Source organism: Hymenobacter daecheongensis DSM 21074 (genome assembly GCF_900141805.1).
Classification (GTDB): Bacteria; Bacteroidota; Bacteroidia; order Cytophagales; family Hymenobacteraceae; genus Hymenobacter; species Hymenobacter daecheongensis.
Genome location: NZ_FQYN01000001.1, coordinates 173,921 through 192,570 on the forward strand (window position 1 = coordinate 173,921; position 18,650 = coordinate 192,570).

General features: G+C 66.7%; 8 protein-coding genes. All 8 read left to right on the top strand.

Features of this window, described 5'->3' with window-relative positions; all coding sequences use genetic code 11:
* Positions 1-197 precede the first annotated feature (197 nt).
* The 8 genes from ispF to BUB62_RS00835 all read left to right on the top strand — a co-directional run bounded on the left by ispF (position 198) and on the right by BUB62_RS00835 (position 18,626).
* A complete protein-coding gene (ispF, locus tag BUB62_RS00800; protein ID WP_073104956.1) occupies positions 198-677 on the top strand; it encodes a 2-C-methyl-D-erythritol 2,4-cyclodiphosphate synthase in 480 nt (159 codons plus the stop codon).
* Between the two features lie 72 nt (positions 678-749).
* The gene (locus BUB62_RS00805; RefSeq protein ID WP_084538719.1) at positions 750-2,444 is read left to right on the top strand and encodes a M28 family peptidase; all 1,695 of its coding nucleotides are present in this window, start codon (positions 750-752) and stop codon (positions 2,442-2,444) included.
* 383 nt (positions 2,445-2,827) lie between these two features.
* A complete protein-coding gene (locus BUB62_RS00810; RefSeq protein WP_073104958.1) occupies positions 2,828-4,504 on the top strand; it encodes a M28 family peptidase in 1,677 nt (558 codons plus the stop codon).
* A gap of 117 nt (positions 4,505-4,621) precedes the next feature.
* A complete protein-coding gene (locus BUB62_RS00815; RefSeq protein ID WP_073104960.1) occupies positions 4,622-6,001 on the top strand; it encodes a LutB/LldF family L-lactate oxidation iron-sulfur protein in 1,380 nt (459 codons plus the stop codon).
* A 124-nt stretch (positions 6,002-6,125) separates the two neighbouring features.
* Positions 6,126-6,473 carry a helix-turn-helix transcriptional regulator gene (locus BUB62_RS00820; protein ID WP_073104962.1) on the top strand — a complete coding sequence of 116 codons (348 nt, stop codon included), beginning with the start codon at positions 6,126-6,128 and terminating at the stop codon, positions 6,471-6,473.
* Positions 6,474-6,713: 240 nt separating this feature from the next.
* Entirely contained in the window at positions 6,714-16,397 is a 9,684-nt protein-coding gene (locus BUB62_RS18870; protein ID WP_073104964.1) for an FG-GAP-like repeat-containing protein, read from the top strand.
* Positions 16,398-16,629: 232 nt separating this feature from the next.
* Entirely contained in the window at positions 16,630-17,901 is a 1,272-nt protein-coding gene (locus tag BUB62_RS00830; protein WP_143163971.1) for a sensor histidine kinase, read from the top strand.
* Complete coding sequence (locus BUB62_RS00835) at positions 17,901-18,626, top strand: LytR/AlgR family response regulator transcription factor (protein ID WP_073104969.1); 726 nt, start codon at positions 17,901-17,903, stop codon at positions 18,624-18,626. Before BUB62_RS00830 ends, BUB62_RS00835 begins: the two co-directional genes overlap by 1 nt.
* The last annotated feature ends 24 nt before the right edge of the window (positions 18,627-18,650 follow it).

Here is an 18,650-nt window from a genome sequence, read left to right on the forward strand (position 1 = left end):
GATGCGACGCTGTGAGGGCTGACGGATTTGGCCGGGCAATATTTTAGCGGAGGTGCTTTTTTTTCGGCGGGCGGCGGGCGAACTGGCGGAAGTCTGAAATGGAGCGCAGCGCAATGGGACTTCCGCCAGGCCAGTGCCGGCGGTTCGTTGTACCTTGGCGGCTGGTATTATCTGCTCCACTTTTCTTCCCTGTTCGTATGAAAATCCGCGTTGGCTTCGGCTACGACGTGCATCAGCTCCGCGAGGGCCTACCGTTTTGGCTCGGCGGCATTCAGGTTCCGCACACCCACGGCGCGCTCGGCCACTCCGATGCCGACGTGCTCATTCACGTCATCTGCGACGCGCTGCTGGGCGCGGCCAACCTGCGCGACATCGGCTTCCACTTCCCCGACACCGACCCGCAATACAAGGGCATCGACTCGAAAAAGCTGCTGGCCGGCGTGATGCGTCTGCTGCGCGAAAAGGGCTACGAGGTGGGCAACATCGACTCGACCATCTGCCTGGAAGCGCCCAAGGTGAACCCCCACATTGCCGAGATGCAGCGGGTGCTGGCCGAGGTGATGGGCATTGCGGCCGAAGACATTTCCATCAAGGCCACCACCACCGAGAAGCTGGGCTTCGTAGGCCAGCGCGAGGGCGTGGCGGCGTATGCCACGGTGCTCATCGTGCAGGGCTAACGGCGCGGGCTAATGCAGCTTTCGGCGCGGCCGGTGTCTTTCATTTCATTCGTCCCTTTACACTTTCCGTTCATGTTCAAGCAGAAACACCCGTTTTACGCGCTGCTGCTGGCCGCTTGCTGCGCCACTTCCGCCGTGGCCCAGCAGGTGCCCGAAAAGAGCAAAATCAAGGTGAAGCGCGGCAAAGCCGAGAAGACCGCGCCGGCCCCCGTGGCCGCGCCGCTGCCCACCCGCCAGCCGCCCATCGAGACGGATATGGCGGCCGAATACGGCGCTACCATCACCCAGGACGACCTGCGCCGCCACCTCACCATCTTGGCTTCGGATGCCTACGAGGGCCGCGAAACCGGCGAGAAAGGCCAGAAAATGGCCGCCGACTACCTAGCCAAGGAGTTTGCCGCCCTCGACCTGACCGGCCCGGTGAAAAACTCCGACAACCCTTTCGTGCAGCACTTTAGCATGGAGCGCAGCACCTGGGCCGAGGGCGCGACACTGAAAGTGGCCGGCCAGACCTATAAGTGGCTGGCTGATTTCTACGGCATGGGCAGCTCGCCCTTCCAGACGGAAGCCACGGTGAAGCCCGTGTTTCTGGGCTACGGCATCGAGCAGGACGGCTACTCCGACTACGCCGGCAAGGACGTGAAGGGCAAGGACGTTATCATTTTGCTTGGCGAGCCGACCACGACCGAGGGCAAGGCCCTGCTGAGCGCCGATGGCAAAGCCACTAAATGGGGCACCGATTTCCGGGCCAAAGCCGTGAAGGCGGCCGAGAAGGGCGTGCGCAGCGTGTTTTTCGTGAACCCCGATCCGCAGAGCAACTTCGAGAAGATGGCGGCCCGCATGGCTCCTTATCTCAGCCGGCCCAGCATGCGCTTCCTGGATAGCAAAGACGCCGGCCGCTCATCGTTTTTCGTGTCGGCGGCGGTGGGCTACAAGCTGCTGGGCACCACGGCCGCGGCCCTGAGCAAGTATCAGGCAACGGTGGCGAAGGCCGGTAAGCCGGTGGTGGCCCCGTTCAAGCCGGCGGCTATCACCATCAAAGCCCCGAAAAAGAAGGAAGAATTCACTACCGAAAACGTGATGGGCTTTCTGGAAGGCTCCGACAAGCGCGACGAGGTGCTGGTCATTTCGGCCCACTACGACCACATCGGCATCACCAACGGCGAGGTGAACAACGGGGCCGACGACGACGGCTCGGGTACGGTGTCGGTGCTGGAGCTGGCCCAGGCTTTCGCCAAAGCCAAGCGCGAAGGCCACGGCCCGCGCCGCAGCATCCTGTTTCTGACCGTGACGGGCGAGGAAAAGGGCCTGCTGGGCTCCGAATACTACACCGACCACCCCGTGCTGCCGCTCGAAAACACCATCGCCGACCTGAACATCGACATGGTGGGCCGCACCGATAAGGAGCACGAAGGCAAGCCCGACTACGTGTACGTCATCGGCTCCGACAAGCTCTCTTCGGAACTGCACGCCATCAATGAGGAGGCCAATAAGAAGTACACCAACATCGACCTCGACTACAAATACAACGACCCCGAGGACCCGAACCGCTTCTACTACCGCTCCGACCACTACAACTTCGCCAAGCACAAAATCCCGGTGGCGTTCTTCTTCAACGGCGTGCACGACGACTACCACGGCGCGGGCGACGAGGTGGAGAAAATCGAGTTCGGCAAAATGGAAAAGCGCGCCCGGCTGGTATTCCACACCGCCTGGGAGCTGGTCAACCGCGACACTCGCATCGTGGTAGACTCGAATAAGCCGTAAGGCGGAAGATTGGCGCAAGCCGAAATTCGATGGACAGCCAGCCTAAATCGCAAAGTAGCCGCAGCGCGGCGGCAGGTTTGTAGCAACCAATAAGCACAAAGAACAAAGCCGCGTAGCGGTGACAGAATTGCCCGAACGGATCTGTCACCGCTACGCGGCTTTGTTCTTTTTCTACTTCAATGCTACAAACCTGTCGCCGCGCTGCGGCTTGCTTGTTCAGAGCTGACTTGAATGCGCGACGCAAAGTTGGGCTAAGAGCCCAGGTCGGCTTCGCGCCTTTTGCTTTGCCGGCCGGGCAGCCCACTTTTTCGGCTGCTTTGCGTTAGACTACCTCGGCTGTGCCAAGCGCCCCGCTTGCCGCGGCCGTCTCCGTCCTCTGCGCTATGAAAAAACTGCTTCTGTATAGTCTGCTGGCTCTGGTGGGCGGCTCCACGGCCTGGGCCCAGGCCCCAATTGCCAAAGCCACGGCCCGGCCGGGCAGCAAGGCTACCGGGCTGCCCTCTCCCACCGCGCCGGCCGCCACCTACGCCGCCACTATCCGCCAGGCCGACCTGCGCGAGCACCTCACGGTACTGGCTTCGGATGACTTTCAGGGGCGCGAAACCGGGCAGGCCGGGCAGAAAAAGGCCGCCGCCTATCTGGCCCGGCAGCTGGCGGCGCTGGGCCTGCAGGGGCCGGTGAAGGGCAGCGCCGACGGCTATCTGCAAGCATTTGAGGTGCGGCGGGGCTTGAGCCAGGAGGGCGGCTACTTGGAGGTAGGCGGGCAGCGCTACACCTGGCTGCGCGACTTTTTCAGCTACGGCCCCATCCTCTCGCCCTTCCCCACCGAAACCGCCGGCCAGCCCGTTTTTGCCGGTTTCGGCATCGATCAGGCCAACTATTCCGACTATGCGGGCCTGGATGTGCGGGGCAAGGATGTGCTGGTGCTGATGGGCGAGCCCCAGGATGCCAAAGGCCGCAACCTGCTCACGGGCACCAAGCAGGAAGGCGACTGGGCTTCGGGAACCAAAAAAATAGCGCTGGCCAAACAAAAAGGGGCCCGCAGCATCTTCTTCCTCACTTTCGGCTCTACTGCCGAGTTTCAGGCCCAGGCCGCCCAGTTGGCCCCGGCCCTGCGCGAGCCAGCCTTTCTGCTGCCCGACCCCGGCCAGCCCGCCCCCGACGCCGACCAGGAAGAAACCCCGACGGGCATTGGCGTATACCTCGTCTCGCCGGAGCTGGGCCAGCGCCTGGCGGGCACTACTGAGGAAAATTTGCTCGGCTACGTGGCGGCCATCGGGAAGAAAAAGGGGCCGGTGCCGCTCAACTTTCAACCGCCCGGCTTCACGGTTCACTTGCCCCAGCAGCAGCAAACGCTGACCACCGAAAACGTGCTGGGCCTAGTGGAAGGCACCGACCGCAAGGACGAAGTGCTGGTGATTTCGGCTCACTACGACCACCTGGGCATGAAGCACGACACCATTTACAACGGGGCCGACGATGACGGCTCGGGCACCGCGGCGGTGCTGGAAATTGCGCAGGCCTTTGCCCAGGCCAAAAAGGAAGGCCACGGCCCGCGCCGCAGCGTGCTGTTTGTGCTGATGACGGGCGAAGAGGAAGGCTTGTTTGGCTCGGAATACTACACCGGCCACCCCGTGCTGCCGCTGGCCAATACGGTGGCCAATCTGAACATCGACATGGTGGGCCGCACCGATAAAGCCCACGCCGACAAGCCCGATTTCGTGTATGTGGTGGGCGACGACCGGCTTTCGTGGGAGCTGCACACCGTCAGCGAAGCGGCCAACGCGCAGCACGCCCACCTCGCCCTCGACTACGCCTACAACGCTGCCGACGACCCCGAGCAACTCTACTACCGCTCCGACCACTACAACTTCGCCCGCCGCGGCATCCCGGTTATCTTCTATACCAGCGGCCTGCACGCCGACTACCACAAGGCCACCGACGACGTGGACAAAATAGAATTTGGCCCGCTGGAAAAGCGCACCCGGCTGGTGTTTCATACCGCCTGGGAGCTGGCCAACCGCGACCAGCGCGTGGCCCTGGACGCGGCAAAGAACTAGGTGGCGCACCCGGAAAAATCATAAAGGCCGGAAAGTTGGACAATGCCCGGAAAAGCGGCGGCCGACTTTCCGGCCTTTATATTTGTTGGTATCTCGTGCTGCCAACCTGCTACTGCCATGACAACCAAAGCCGCCCAGTTCCTCGCCGATTCCGATTCCAAAGCCTTCGATCTGGAGCACCGGCGCAAGATCCGCTTCAACATTGGTAAGTACAACGCGGCCGTGCAAACCGGGCTGGGCTGGTACCACGACCACGAGCTGGCGCGGGAGCGGGCTTCGTATCTGAAAGCCAAGGTGATAAACCGGCTCGATGAGTACCTGCTGGAGTTTGAGCGCAACTTCACGGCCCGCGGCGGCAAGGTAATTTGGGCGCGGGATGCGCAGGAAGCCCTGGCGGAAATCGGCAAAATCATGCAGCGCAAGCACGCCCGCACGGTGGTGAAGGCCAAGAGCATGACCACCGAGGAAATCCACCTGAACGACTACCTGGGCAAAAACGGCATCGACTCCATCGAAACCGACCTGGGCGAGTTCATCGTGCAGCTGAACGGCGAGCGGCCCTACCACATCGTGACGCCGGCCATGCACCTGAGCAAGCAGGATATTGCCGCTATCTTCGTGAAGCACCTCGGCATCGAGCACACCGACGACGCGCAGAAGCTGGTGCTCACGGCCCGCCACCTGCTGCGCGGCAAATACACGGCGGCCGAAGTCGGCATCACCGGCGGCAACTTCCTGCTGGCCGACATCGGCGCTGTGGCCGTGACCGAAAACGAGGGCAACGCCCGCCTTTCGGCCACCTTCCCCAAAACCCACATTGCCATCGTGGGCATCGAAAAGCTCCTGCCCAGCATCCACGACCTGGATTTGTTCTGGCCGCTGCTCAGCACCAGCGGCACGGGCCAGCAGGTAACGGTATACAATACCATCTACACCGGTCCGCGCCAGCCGCTGGAAAAAGACGGCCCCGACGAGATGTACGTGGTGCTGCTCGACAACGGCCGCACCAACCTGCTAGCTCAGCCCGAGCAGCGCGAGGCCCTGCAGTGCATCCGGTGCGGGGCCTGCCTGAACGTGTGCCCGGTCTACAAAAACATTGGCGGCCACACCTACGAAACTACGTACTCTGGCCCCATCGGCTCCGTTATTTCGCCCCACCTGAGCGGGCTGGCCGAAAACAAGCACCTGAGCTACGCCTCGTCATTGTGCGGGGCCTGCACCTCGGTGTGCCCGGTCAAAATCAACATTCATAACCTGCTGCTCAAAAACCGTCAGCAGGCCGTGCGGGAGGGCTTTACGGACAAAGAGGAGCGCCGGGCCGTGGCGCTGTGGCTGTATGGCATGAAGCACCGCTGGGTGTGGGATATGGCCCCGGTAGCGGGCAAAAACTGGGTGCTGAGCCGCCTGCTGGGCGAAGTGGGCTGGAACAAGCGCCGCGACGCGCTGCAAACCGCGCCCAAGTCGTTTCGGCAGCTGTGGAAGGCGCGGGGTAACTAGCGTAAGCAGCTACAGATGCGCGACAGGCCACGACAGCCGCGCCGCGGCAATCTGGCAGCAAATTATTGGGCCGGCCCCGCCACAAAGCAGAGCTTTGCCGGCGCTTCTATGCCCTGCCTGTAATATGCCCACCACTGATCCTTCCGACGATGACTTGGCGCTGCTGCGCAAGTTCCGGCAGCTGGCCGGCCGGATACTGGCCGAGCCCGGCTTCAGTGTGGACGACGCGGCCGGGCTGCTGGGCATGAGCCCCCGCTCGCTGCATCGCAGGTTCAAAGAGCTGACTGGCCTGACGCCGGCCGCCTACCTGCGTGAGCATCGCCTGTATTGGGCCAAGGAGCTGCTGGAAACCGGGGCCGTACGCAGCGTGGAGGCAGCCGCGTTTGCCGTCGGCATCGAGGATGCGGCCTACTTCGCCCGCCTTTTCTACCGGCGCTACCGGCTGCGGGCCAGCGCCCTGCTGCGTCCCTGAATCCTCGCTGGGCTCTACTGAAATGGGCAGCCTGATTGGCAGGAATTTACTAGGCCTCTATATAGTACTATTTTATTTTTGCGGGATTTTCTGGCGGCTGGCCGCGCGGTAAAGGGCTGCTGCCACTGCTGTGAGACTCGCCGAAATGCTGGCCGGACTTGTTCCAGCCGGCATTTGTGGCTTTTAGAAAAGCTAGATTTTTCTTCTATGACTCCAAGATTTACCTCCCTCCTGGCCGGCTTGTGCGCTGCCTTACTGCCGCTGCTGGCAGCGGCCCAGGCCACCGTACAGAGCACCACGCCGGCCGCCAACGCCACGAACGTGAGCCGCGCGGCCACCGTGCAGCTCACGCTGAATGGCACCATCGCGCCGGGCACGATGAGCAACTTCCGGGTGTTCAGCGCCCAGCGCGGGGGCAAGCTGGCGGGCACCTACACCCGCGTGAACATCGGCAATCGCACGATGGTGTTCGACCCGACCACCGATTTTCAGGCCGGGGAGGTGGTGCAGGCCGTCATTCCGTCCTCGGTGCGCTCGGTGTTCGACCCGGCCGTGAAGCGGGCCTACCAGTTTACGACGGAGACGGCGGGCGGCGGCACCTTTAGCGCCACGGGCAGCAGTTACGCCACCAACGCCCAGCCCAACGACCTAGCCGTGGCCGACCTCGACGGCGACGGCGACCTGGATTTTGCCACCGCCGACGCCGGGTACGCCACGCTGTCCGTCTGGCTGAACAGCGGCACGGGCAGCTTCCCCACGGCCGCGCCGATACTGGTGGGCAGCCAGCCGCGGGCGGTGAAGGCCGCCGACGTAGATGCCGACGGTGACCTCGACCTGCTCGCCGCGCTGGCCAGCACCGGCCAGGTGCAGGTGATGCTCAACGATGGCACGGGCGCATTTACGTTTGGGTCGCTGGTGACGGTGGGCAGCGCGCCGAATGAGCTGGCTATCGGCGACTTCGATGCCGATGGCGACCTGGACTTTGCGGTGGCCAATGCCAACAGCACGTTTGTGAGCGTAGCGCTGAACACGGGCAGCGGCACGTTTGGCGCGGCGGCCAGCCCGGCGGTGGGGGCCAAGCCCTACGGCCTGGCCGTGGGCGACGTGGATAACGACGGGGACCTCGACTTGGTGACGTCCAACAACCTGAGCAACACGGCGACGGTGCTGCTCAACGACGACAACGGCACGTTTACCGCCGCCGCTTCCGTGGGCGTGGGCAACGGCCCCTGGCGGGTGGCGCTGGCCGACCTCGACGACGACCAGGACCTGGACGTGGTAACGGCCAACGCGACCGGCGGCAGCGTGAGCGTCCGCCTTAACGATGGCAGCGGCGCGTTTAGCGGTACCACGAATCTGGCCATTGGCGGCGCGCCCCAGCAGGTGGCCGTGGGCGACTTCGACGGCGACGCGGACCTGGACCTGGCCGTGGCGGACCAGACCAACAGCCGGGTGGCGCTGCGCCTCAACAACGGCAGCGGCAGCTTCAGCGGCAGCGCCACGGTGGCCGTGGATGCCTCGCCCACCGCCGTGGCCCTGGCCGACGTGAGCGGCGACGGTGCCCTTGACCTGCTGACCCCCAGCTACAGCGGGGCCAAAGTCAGCGTGCGGCTCAACCAGATTCCGGCCCCGATTATCAGCTCCCTGACGCCCAACCCGGCGGTGGTGGGCGGGACGGTGGTGCTGACCGGGGCGAACTTTACGGGCGTGACGGCCGTGGCCGTGAACGGCGTGAGTGCCACCTACACGGTGGGGTCGCCCACCCAGATTTCGCTAACGGTGCCCGCCAGCGCCACCAGCGGCCCCGTGACGGTGACGACCGGCTACGGCACCGGCAGCAGCGCCCCGCTGCTCATCCGGCCCGACATCAGCAGCTTCACGCCCACCTCCGGCTCGGAAGGCGGCGGGGTGGCCGTCATCACGGGCACGAGCTTCAGCGGGGCCACGGCGGTGCGGTTCAACGGCACGGCCGCCAGCAGCTATACGGTCAATTCCGCGACCCAAATCACGGCCACGGTGCCGGTGGGGGCCAGCTCGGGCACCATCAGCGTGACCACGGCCAGCGGCACGGGCACCAGCAGCGGCAGCTTCACGGTTGTGCCGGGCGTGAGTGCCTTCTCCCCCAGCAGCGGCGCGGTGGGCACCTCGGTTTCGCTCACCGGCGACGATTTCCTGAGTGCTACCGTCGTGCGCTTCAACGGGGTGAGTGCGGCCTTCACCATCAATTCGGCTACCAGCATTACGGCTACGGTGCCTGCCGGGGCCACTACCGGGCTCATCAGCGTCACGTCGGCGGTCGGCACCCGTTCTTCGACCAGCAGCTTCGTGGTGACGCCGGGCATCAGCAGCTTTACGCCCCTGAGCGGCACGGCGGGCACCAGCGTCACCATCACGGGCACCACCTTCACGGGGGCTACCAGCGTGAAGTTTGGCGGCACGGCGGCGGCCAGCTTCGTGGTGAATTCGAGCACCCGGATTACGGCCGTGGTGGCCAGCGGCACCAGCAGCGGCACTATCAGCGTGACCACGCCCAGCGGCACCGCTACCAGCAGCACCCCCTTCACCTTGCCGCCCACCCTCACCAGCTTCTCGCCCGCCAGCGGCGTGGCGGGCGCTACCTTCACCCTTACGGGCACCAATTTTATCGGTGCTACCGGGGTGACTTTTAACGGCGTGACGGCTACTTTCAGTACGCAGAGCAATACCAAAATCACGGCCTCGGTACCGGCCACCGCGCTGTCGGGGCCGATTACGGTGACCTCGCCGGCGGGCTCGGCTACCTCGGCCACCTCCTTCGTGGTCATCCCGGCGCTGACGGCCTCGACGCCCGGCAGCGGCGTGGTGGGCACCGTAGTCACGATAACGGGCACCAACCTGACGAACCTGACCGGGGTGAGCTTCAACGGCACCGCGGCCACCAGCTTCACCCTGAACTCGGTTACGCAGCTTACGGTGCCCGTGCCGGCCGGGGCCACCACGGGCACCGTAACGGCCACGGTGAGCGGCACCACCGCCAGCCTGACGGTGCCCTTCCAGGTGCGCACGGCTACGGTGGTGGCCACCACGCCCGCCCGCGAGGCCCTCCAGCAGGCGCTGAGCGTGCGGCCGGCGGCCACCTTCAGCCAGACCCAGGCCGGCGGAGCCCCGGCGGCGGGCCTGAACGTGTACAGCGCCCAGCGCGGCGGCAAACGCGCCGGCAGCCTGAGCGGCAGCGGCACCTTCACCAGCACCTTCACCCCGACGCTGCCCTTCCGGGCCGGCGAGCGGGTGCAGGTGACGGCCCCCGGCGCGGCCGGCGGCGTGTGGCAGTTCCGCACGGCCGCTACGGGCACCGGCAACACCCACGTACTCACCAGCACCATGCCGGGCCTGGCCAGTACGGTGGGCAGCACCAGCGGCGACATCGACAACGACGGCGACCTCGACCTAGTGGTGACCAGCCGGGACTTCGGATTCCGGGTGCTGCGCAACGACGGCACCGGCGAGTTCACGTACTGGCAAGCCCCTAACTCCTCGGGCGATTGTCAAAATATTCGGCTAGCTGACATGAACGGCGACGGCTACCTGGATGCAGTGGTGGGAACGGGCCAGGTGCTCGTTTATCTGAACAATGGCACCACCGGGCAGCTCACGTATGCCAGTGCCTGTAGCATTAGTGGCGGCAGTAATTATGGGCCGCTTGACGTGGGCGATGCCGATGGCGACGGCGACCTGGATGTGGTGGCGGGCAACGACGACAGCGCCAGTATTTGCTACAACGACGGCACCGGCACGCTGACCGCCGTGCGGGTGGTCGGTAGTCCGGGCGATAATGATGCGTCGCTGTGGGTGGGGCCGGTGCTGCTCCGCGACGTGGACAACGACGGCGACCTGGACCTGATAAGGGGCGAAGGGGCCAACCTGGTAGTGTACCCCAATCAGGGCAATGGCACGATGGGCACCGCTCTATTCTCTACGAGTGTAGGCGGGATGATTGATGCCTTGCTAGGCGATGACTTCGACGGCGATGGCGACGTGGACATCGTGGAGAGCAACATGAACGGCGCTACCCGGCTGTTTGCCAACGACGGTACCGGCCAGCTGACCTTGCGCAGCACCATCAACCGGACGGCAAACTCCTTCTTTTCGTGGGCCGCTGCCGGCGACGTAGATGCCGATGGCGACCTGGACCTGATAACGGGCTTTCTGGACCAGAACGACGTGGCAGTGGTGCTCAACGACGGCACCGGCCTGCTGACCCTGCGAAATTATCTGACAATAGGCGATGCCAGCACCGGGACGCTTGGGGATTTCGACGGCGACAACGACCTGGACGTGATGGCCTACAGCTACAGCAACAGTAGCAGTCCTGCCGCCAGGGTCTTCCTCAACGGCCGCCCGCCCACCATTACAGCCTTCACGCCCTACGGCGCGGTGGGGGCCACCGTCACCCTCACGGGCACCGAGTTCAGCAACATCAGCGGCCTGACCCTGAACGGCACGAGCGTGGCCAGCTACACCCGCGTATCGAGCACGCAGGTGACGTTTGCGGTGCCGGCGGGCGCTACCAGCGGCCCCATCAGCATCACCACCGCCTGGGGCACGGCCACCACCAGCAGCAATTTCACGGTAGTCGTGCCGGGCAACACCACCGTGAGCGGGCTGAGTCCGGCCAGCGGGCCGGTGGGCACCAGCGTGACCATCACGGGCACGGCCTTCACGGGGGCCAGCAGCGTCACGTTCAACGGCGTCAGCGCCGCATTTACGCTTAATTCGACTACCCAGCTTACGGCCACGGTGCCCGCCACGGCTACCACCGGACCGGTGGTAGTGACGGCCGCCGCCAACGCGGCCAGCAGCGGCATCAGCTTCACCGTGACGCCGGAAGTCAGCAGCTTCAGCCCCGGCAGCGGCATCATCGGGGCCACCGTGGTGCTCACTGGCACGGGCCTGACGGGGGCCACCGACGTGACCTTCAACAGCGTCAGCGCCTCGTTTGTGGTCAACTCAGCTACTCAGATTACGGCCACCGTGCCCGCCACCGCCGCCACCGGCGTGTTGCGCGTGACCACGGCCGGCGGCGCGGTGAGCAGCAGCGCCAGCTTCACGGTTCTGCCGACCCTTACGAGCTTCACGCCCACCAGCGGGCCGGAAGGCACCAGTGTCGTCGTCAGCGGCACGGGGCTGACGGGCACGACCGGCGCGGCTTTCAACGGCACCGCCGTAACCACCATCACGGCGCAAAGTGCCACCAGCCTGACCCTGCTGGTGCCCGCCGGGGCCACCACGGGGCCGGTTAGCGTGACGACGGCGGGCGGCACCGCCACGAGTAGCGGCAGCTTTACCGTCTCGCCCACGCTCACTGCCTTCAGCCCCGGCAGCGGGCCGACGGGCAGCAGCGTGACGCTGACCGGCACCACGCTTACCGGGGCCACCGACGTAACCTTCAATGGCGTCAGCGCCCCGTTCGTGGTCAATTCGGCTACCCAGATTACGGCCATCGTGCCCGCCACGGCGGTTACCGGCATCATTCGCGTGACCACGCCGGGCGGCAGCTTCAGCACGAGCAGCAGCTTCACGGTGCTGCCCACACTCAGCAGCTTCGCACCCGGCAGCGGGGCGGAAGGAGCCAGCGTTACCATCAGTGGCACGGGGCTGGGCGGGGCTATGGCCCTCAGCTTCAATGGCACGGCGGCGAGCTTCACCATCAACTCGGTAAGTCAGCTTACGGCCGTTGTGCCGGCCGGGGCCACTACCGGGCCGATTAGCGTGACCACGGCGGGCGGCACCGCCACGAGTAGCAGCAGCTTTACCGTCACGCCCACGCTCACCGCCTTCAGCCCCGGCAGCGGGCCGGCCGGCACCAGCGTGACCCTGACCGGCACCACGCTCACCGGGGCCACGGCCGTTACGTTTGGCGGGGTGGCGGCCAGCAGCTTCACGGTGAATTCGGCCACCAGCATCACGGCCATTGTGCCCACCGCGGCCGTGTCGGGCGTAATTCGGGTGACCACACCCGGCGGCAGCTACGCCACCACGGCCAGCTTCCTGGTCACGCCGGGGATGCTGGCGTTCAGCCCGGCCAGCGGGCCGGTGGGCACCAGCGTCACCATCACCGGTACCGCGCTGACGGGAGCCACGGCGGTGCAGTTCAACGGCATCAGCGCCACCTATAGCGTGGTGAACAGCACGACCATCACGGCCACGGTGCCGGGCGGCAGCGCCCCCGGCCCCGTCACGGTGACCACGCCCAGCGGCGCGGGCAGCAGCGCGGCCAGCTTTGTGGTGACCTTCCCCGTCACGGCGGTGTCGCCCACGCGCCACGCGCTGGCCGTCAGCCGGGCCGCCGACGTGGGTGTGAGCTTCACCGAGCCGGTGGCCAGCGCCACGGCCGCCAACGTGCGGGTATTCAGCGCCCAGCGCGGCGGGCGGCGCGGCGGCAGCAGCAGCGCCAGCGGCAGCACGCTCAACCTGAATCCGACCCTGGATTTCCAGCCCGGCGAGTTGGTGAGCGTGAGCGTGCCGGCCGGCGTGACGAGCGTCGGCGGGGCTCCGGCCACGCCGCACGTACACCAGTTTACGGCGGCGGCCGGCCCGGCTCCCGGCGGCTTCGGCCTGCTGAATACGCTGAGCATGGGTGGCAGCGCGCAGCCCATCGGCACGGCCCTGGCCGACCTCGACGGCGACGGCGACCTGGATCTGGCCACGGCGGCCCTGGGCCTGAGCCAGGTGCTGGTGCAGCTGAACAACGGCAGCGCCGGTTTCGGCGCAGCCACTGCCTACGCCACCGGCAACGCCCCGGCCGACGTAACGGCCGCCGACGTGGACAACGACGGCGACCTGGATTTGCTCACGCCTAACTCAATCGGCAGCAGCTCGGTGAGCGTGCTGCTCAACAACGGCGCGGGCACGTTCGCGGCCGCCGCGGCGGTGGCCGTGGACAGCAGCCCGGCCCACGTAGTCGCGGCCGACGTAAACGGCGACGGCTGGCTCGATTTGCTGGTGCCCAACGCCAGCACGTCGTCGCCTTCGGTAGCCATAGCTCTGAACCTGGGCACCGGCGCGGGCACCTTCGCGGCGGCCACCACCTTGGCCAGCACCGGCCGCCCGCAAAGCCTGGCCGTGGCCGACCTCGACCTCGACGGCGACCTGGACTTTGCCCTGGCCGACCGCAGCAACAGCCTGGTGCGCTGGGCGCTGAACGACGGCACGGGCAGCTTCGCCTTCAGCGGCGGCACCGTGGCCGTGGGCTCCACGCCCTACGCTGTGGCCCTGGCCGACCTGAACGCCGACGGCCGGCCCGACCTGGCCACGGCCAACAACGGCGCGGCCTCGCTGTCGGTGGCGCTGGCTACGGGCGCGGCCACCTTCGGCACGGCCGGCAGCGTGACGGTGCCCGCCAGCCCCTACGCCTTGAGCACGGGCGACGTGGACGGCGACGGCGACCTGGACCTGATAACGGCCCACAACAGCAGCCCCGGCGCGGTGAGCGTGCGCCTGAACAACAGCAGCGGCACCGCCTTCAGCGGCAGCGGCTCGCTGGCCGTGGGCAACGCCCCCTACGGCCTGGCCCTGGGCGACCTCGACGGCAACCTGACCCTCGACGCCGTGACGGCCGACCGCAGCGGCCCTTCGGTGAGTGTGCTGCTCAACGTGGCCCCGCCCACCTTCGCCGGCTTCACGCCCACCAGCGGGCCGGAAGGCACCCTCGTCACCATCACCGGCACCAACCTGACCAATACCAGCACCGTGCGGTTCAACGGCACGGCGGCTACCAGCTTCACGGCGGTATCGGCCACGCAGGTGACGGCCACGGTGCCGGCCGGCGCGACCACCGGCCCCGTCAGCCTCACGGCGCTGGGCAACACGGTGAGCAGCAGCGGCAATTTCACCGTGACGCCGACCATTACCGCCTTCACGCCCGCGACCGGCCCGGCCGGCACGAGCGTGGTTATCAGCGGCACTACGCTGACCGGCGCTACCAGCGTGCGGTTCAATGGGGTGGCGGCGGCCAGCTTCACCGTCAATTCGGCTACCCAGGTTACGGCCGTGGCCCCGGCGGGCGTGACGACGGGCTACCTGAGCCTGACCACGGCGGCCGGCTCGGCCAGCAGCGCCACCGTGTTCGGGGTGCCGCCCACCATCAGCTCGTTCACGCCCGGCAGCGCGGTGGCCGGCACCGTGTTCACCCTCACGGGGCTGAATTTCACCGGCGCTACCGCCGTGAGCTTCAACGGCACGGCCGCCAGCAGCTTCACGGTGCTGAGCGACACCCAGCTCCAGGCCACGCTGCCCGTGGGCACGTCATCCGGCCCGCTCTCGGTGACGACACTTTACGGCACGGGCACCTCGGCCGCCAGCTTCACGCTGCTGCCGAGCATCTTCTCCTTCTCGCCCAGCAGCGGCCCGGTGGCCACGCGGGTGTACCTCACCGGCGACGGCCTCACGGGCATCAGCGGGGCGGCGGGCGTGAAGTTCAACGGCACCAACGCCGCGTCCTACACCGTCACGTCGGCCAACGCGCTGAACGCGGCGGTGGCCATCAACTCCACTTCCGGGCCGATTACCGTCGTGACCAGCGCGGGCACCCTGACCTCGGCCACGAGCTTCACTGTGACGACGGGCACGCCGGCCATCTCCTCGCTGACCGCCACCAGCGGGCCGGTGGGCACCGTGTTTGTTGTCGGGGGCAGTGGATTCCTGACCACCGGACCCTCGGCCATCACGGGGGCCACGGTGAACGGCGTGGCGGCCGCCTTCGTTCGGACCAGCCTGAACGCGATACAGGTAACGGTGCCGGCCGGGGCCAGCGGCACGGGCTACGTTACGCTCACCAACGCCAGCGGCAGCAGCCAGTCGGGCCAGACGTTCACGGTGCTCGACATCTTCACGGGCACCCTCAACCAGTGCCTGACCACGAACAGCATCCAGAGCACCGGGGGCAACACCTGGCAGTGGCTGCTGGCCCCGAATGGTCAGCTGGTGGCGGCCCTTAATGACGGGGGCAAGGCCCTGGGCACCGTGTACGCCGAGTACACGCTGAACGGCACAGCCGTGCGCAACGACGCACGCGGCGTCGAATACCTTGACCGGAACTGGCACCTGGTGGCCCAGAACGGCTTCACCGGCTCGTCGGTGCAGGTGCGGTTCTACGGCCTCAACACCGAGCTGACCCGCTTGGTGGCCGCCAACGACAACGACGGCAACGACGTGAACTCCGTGGCCGACCTGCGCCTGACCCAGTACGTGGGCAACAACGAAAACTGCGACTTGGCCGACAACACCAGCCCCACCAGCCAGCGCCTGCTCACGCCCACGGCCACCGAAAGCATCGGCGGCACCAGCTGGTTTTCGGTCACGGCCAGCGTGGCCGACCACTTCTCGGAGTTTTACCTGAACGGCGGCAGCAGCCCGCTGCCGGTGGAGCTGACGCGCTTCGGGGCCACCCGCAAGTCGGCCCGGCAGGTGGACGTGGCCTGGGCCACGGCCTCGGAAAAGAACTCGGCGGGCTTCTTGGTGGAGCGCTCGGCCGACGGGCGCACGTTCGCGGCGGTATCGGCTTTGGTGGCCGGGGCGGGCAGCAGCCCGGCCGCGCACAGCTACGGCTGGCGCGATGAGGCGGCCCCGGCCAGCCTGCTCTACTACCGCCTGCGGCAAGTTGACCTGGATGGCACCGTGCAGTTCTCGCCGGTGGCAGTAGTAGCAGGCGGGGCCGAAGCGGCCACGCAGCTGCTGGTGTACCCCAACCCCGCCGGCGGCCACGCCACCGTGCAGGTGACGGGCCCGACTGGCCCGGCCGCGCTGGTGCTGCTCGATGCCCTAGGCCGCCCGGTGTGGCGCGGCATGGGCCCCACGCTGGAGCTGCCCGGCCTGGCCGCGGGCGTGTACACGCTGCGCTGCCAGACCCCCACCGAGACCCTGACCCGGAAGCTGGTGGTGGAGTAAGGGAATTGGTCGCCCTCCGCGTGCGCCTTACCCCCCGGCCGCATCTGCTTTATGCGCAGAGTCTCCGAAAAGGAGAAGGGGTGTGTTCAACGACAGCCAAAACTACCTTTTGAGCGAGCCTCCGTGGCTCCCCTTCTCCTTTTCGGAGAAGGGGTTGGGGAATGAGGCACGCGCAAGGCGGACGACACCACAACGTAACGGCTCTGGGGGCGGAGGCGCAAGCAAGGCGACCATGCCCCATCACCCCGCCCGCGTTTACCCGGTTTTAGTCGGTAATTCGTGGCTGTCGGTGGAAATCGGCTTGCCAGCCCGCACCAGTGCCTACCATTGCGGCGAATTCGTTTCTTCGCACCCGATGACTATTGCACCCACGCAGCGCCTGACCACCGCCGTGAGCCAGGCGGCCACGGTAGCCCTGCCCGCCCTGTTGCCGCTGCTGCCGCCGCTGCTGCGCGGCGAGCTGCGCGGCTGGGCCGCGTGGGGGGCGCATTTGCTGGTGTCGGGGCTGCTGGTGGGGCTGTACTTTCTGAACACCCGCGTGGCGCTGCCGCGCCTGCTGCTGCGGGGGCGGGGCGGGGCCTACCTGCTGCTGGCCGCCGGGCTGATTGCGGCCGTGCTCGGCATCAGCCAGCTGAGCGGCATCGGCCTCACGCGGGGGGCGCTGGGCCAGCACGGCCGGCCCCGGCCGGATGCCGCCGCCGACCGGCCGGGGCCGCCGGGGCCGCTGGGCGTGACGCCCGGCGACGCGCCGATGGGGCCGGGCGGAGGGCGCGGGCCGCTGCGGCGCGTGAATGACTTCGCCATGATTCTGCTGCTCTCGAACATCCTGGTGCTGGGGGCCGGCACCCTCAACGTGCTCAACCAGCGCCGGCTCGACGAGGCCGAGGGACGGCGGCGGGCCGAGCGGGCCAGGCTGGAAACCGAGCTGGCCTACCTGCGCACTCAGCTCAACCCCCACGTCTTCTTCAATACCCTCAACACGATTTATGCCCTCACCGAGCTCGACGTGGAGCAGGCCCGGCAGGCCCTGCTGCGCCTCTCGCGGCTGATGCGCTACCTGCTGGCCCAAACCCACGAAACCCAGGTGCAGCTCTCGCAGGAAGTGGAGTTTCTGACCGACTACGTGGGGCTGATGCAGCTGCGCCTCACGCCCAACATGCAGGTGGTATTCGAGCGCCCCGAAACCCTGCGCAACGGCCTGCTGGCCACCATGCTGCTCCAGCCCTTCGTCGAAAACGCCTTCAAGTACGGCGTGAGCACCACCCAGCCGGCCACTATCTTTATCGGGCTGACCCAAGACCCCGCCGACGGCACGCTGACCTTCGAGGTGCGCAACCAGGTGTTTCCGGTTCCGCAGTCGGGCTTTGCAGTGGGCAGCGGCATCGGGCTCAGCAACACCCGCCGCCGGCTGGAGCTGCTGTATCCCGGCCGCCACATCCTGCGCGTGACCGAGCATACGGATACCGACGAATTTACCATTCACCTCACTCTGCCCCTCACCTGATGCAAACGCTCACTTGCCTGGCCGTAGACGACGAGCCCCTGGCCCTGAGCCACCTGTGCGGCTACATCGAGCGCACGCCCTTTCTGCGCCTGGCCGGCCGCTACACCAACGCCCTGGAGGCCCTGCACGCCCTGCAAGCCCAGCCCGTAGACCTGCTCTTCCTCGACATCCACATGCCCGAACTGACCGGCCTGGAGCTGGCCCGCCTGCTGGAAACGGCCGGCGGCCCTACGCCGCGCCTGGTGTTCACCACCGCCTTCCAGCAGTACGCCCTCGACGGCTACCGGCTCGACGCGCTCGACTACCTGCTCAAGCCCTTCGGCTACGACGAGTTTCTGCGGGTGGCCCTCAAGGCCCAGCGCCAGGCCGTGCCCCCGTCCGCCCCGGCCTCGGAACCGGCTGCCGACTCGGTTATTCTGAAGGTGGAAAGCCAGCTGGTGAAGGTGCGCTTCGCCGACGTGTGCTACATCGAGGGGCTGCGCGACTACGCCCGCGTCCACCGCCGCGACCCGCTGAAGCCGCTGATGACCCTGAGCAGTCTGCGGGCTTTGGAGGAGAAGCTGCCGGCCGGCCAGTTCATGCGCCTGCACCGCTCCTTCATCGTCAATCTGAGCTGCATCGAGGCCGTGTCGCGGCTGGCGGTGCAGATTGGGGAAACTCACATTCCCATCGGCGTGCAGTACAAGGACGAGTTCGGGGAGTTTCTGAAAACGTGGCTGGAGTAGAGGCAGGGCCGGCCGGGTTTTGTG

Coding starts and splice junctions, on each gene's coding strand:
- BUB62_RS00820 (WP_073104962.1), top strand. CDS start 6,126: ATGCCCACCACTGATCCTTCCGACGATGACTTGGCGCTGCTGCGCAAG.
- BUB62_RS00810 (WP_073104958.1), top strand. CDS start 2,828: ATGAAAAAACTGCTTCTGTATAGTCTGCTGGCTCTGGTGGGCGGCTCC.
- BUB62_RS00835 (WP_073104969.1), top strand. CDS start 17,901: ATGCAAACGCTCACTTGCCTGGCCGTAGACGACGAGCCCCTGGCCCTG.
- BUB62_RS00815 (WP_073104960.1), top strand. CDS start 4,622: ATGACAACCAAAGCCGCCCAGTTCCTCGCCGATTCCGATTCCAAAGCC.
- ispF (WP_073104956.1), top strand. CDS start 198: ATGAAAATCCGCGTTGGCTTCGGCTACGACGTGCATCAGCTCCGCGAG.
- BUB62_RS00830 (WP_143163971.1), top strand. CDS start 16,630: ATGCCCCATCACCCCGCCCGCGTTTACCCGGTTTTAGTCGGTAATTCG.
- BUB62_RS00805 (WP_084538719.1), top strand. CDS start 750: ATGTTCAAGCAGAAACACCCGTTTTACGCGCTGCTGCTGGCCGCTTGC.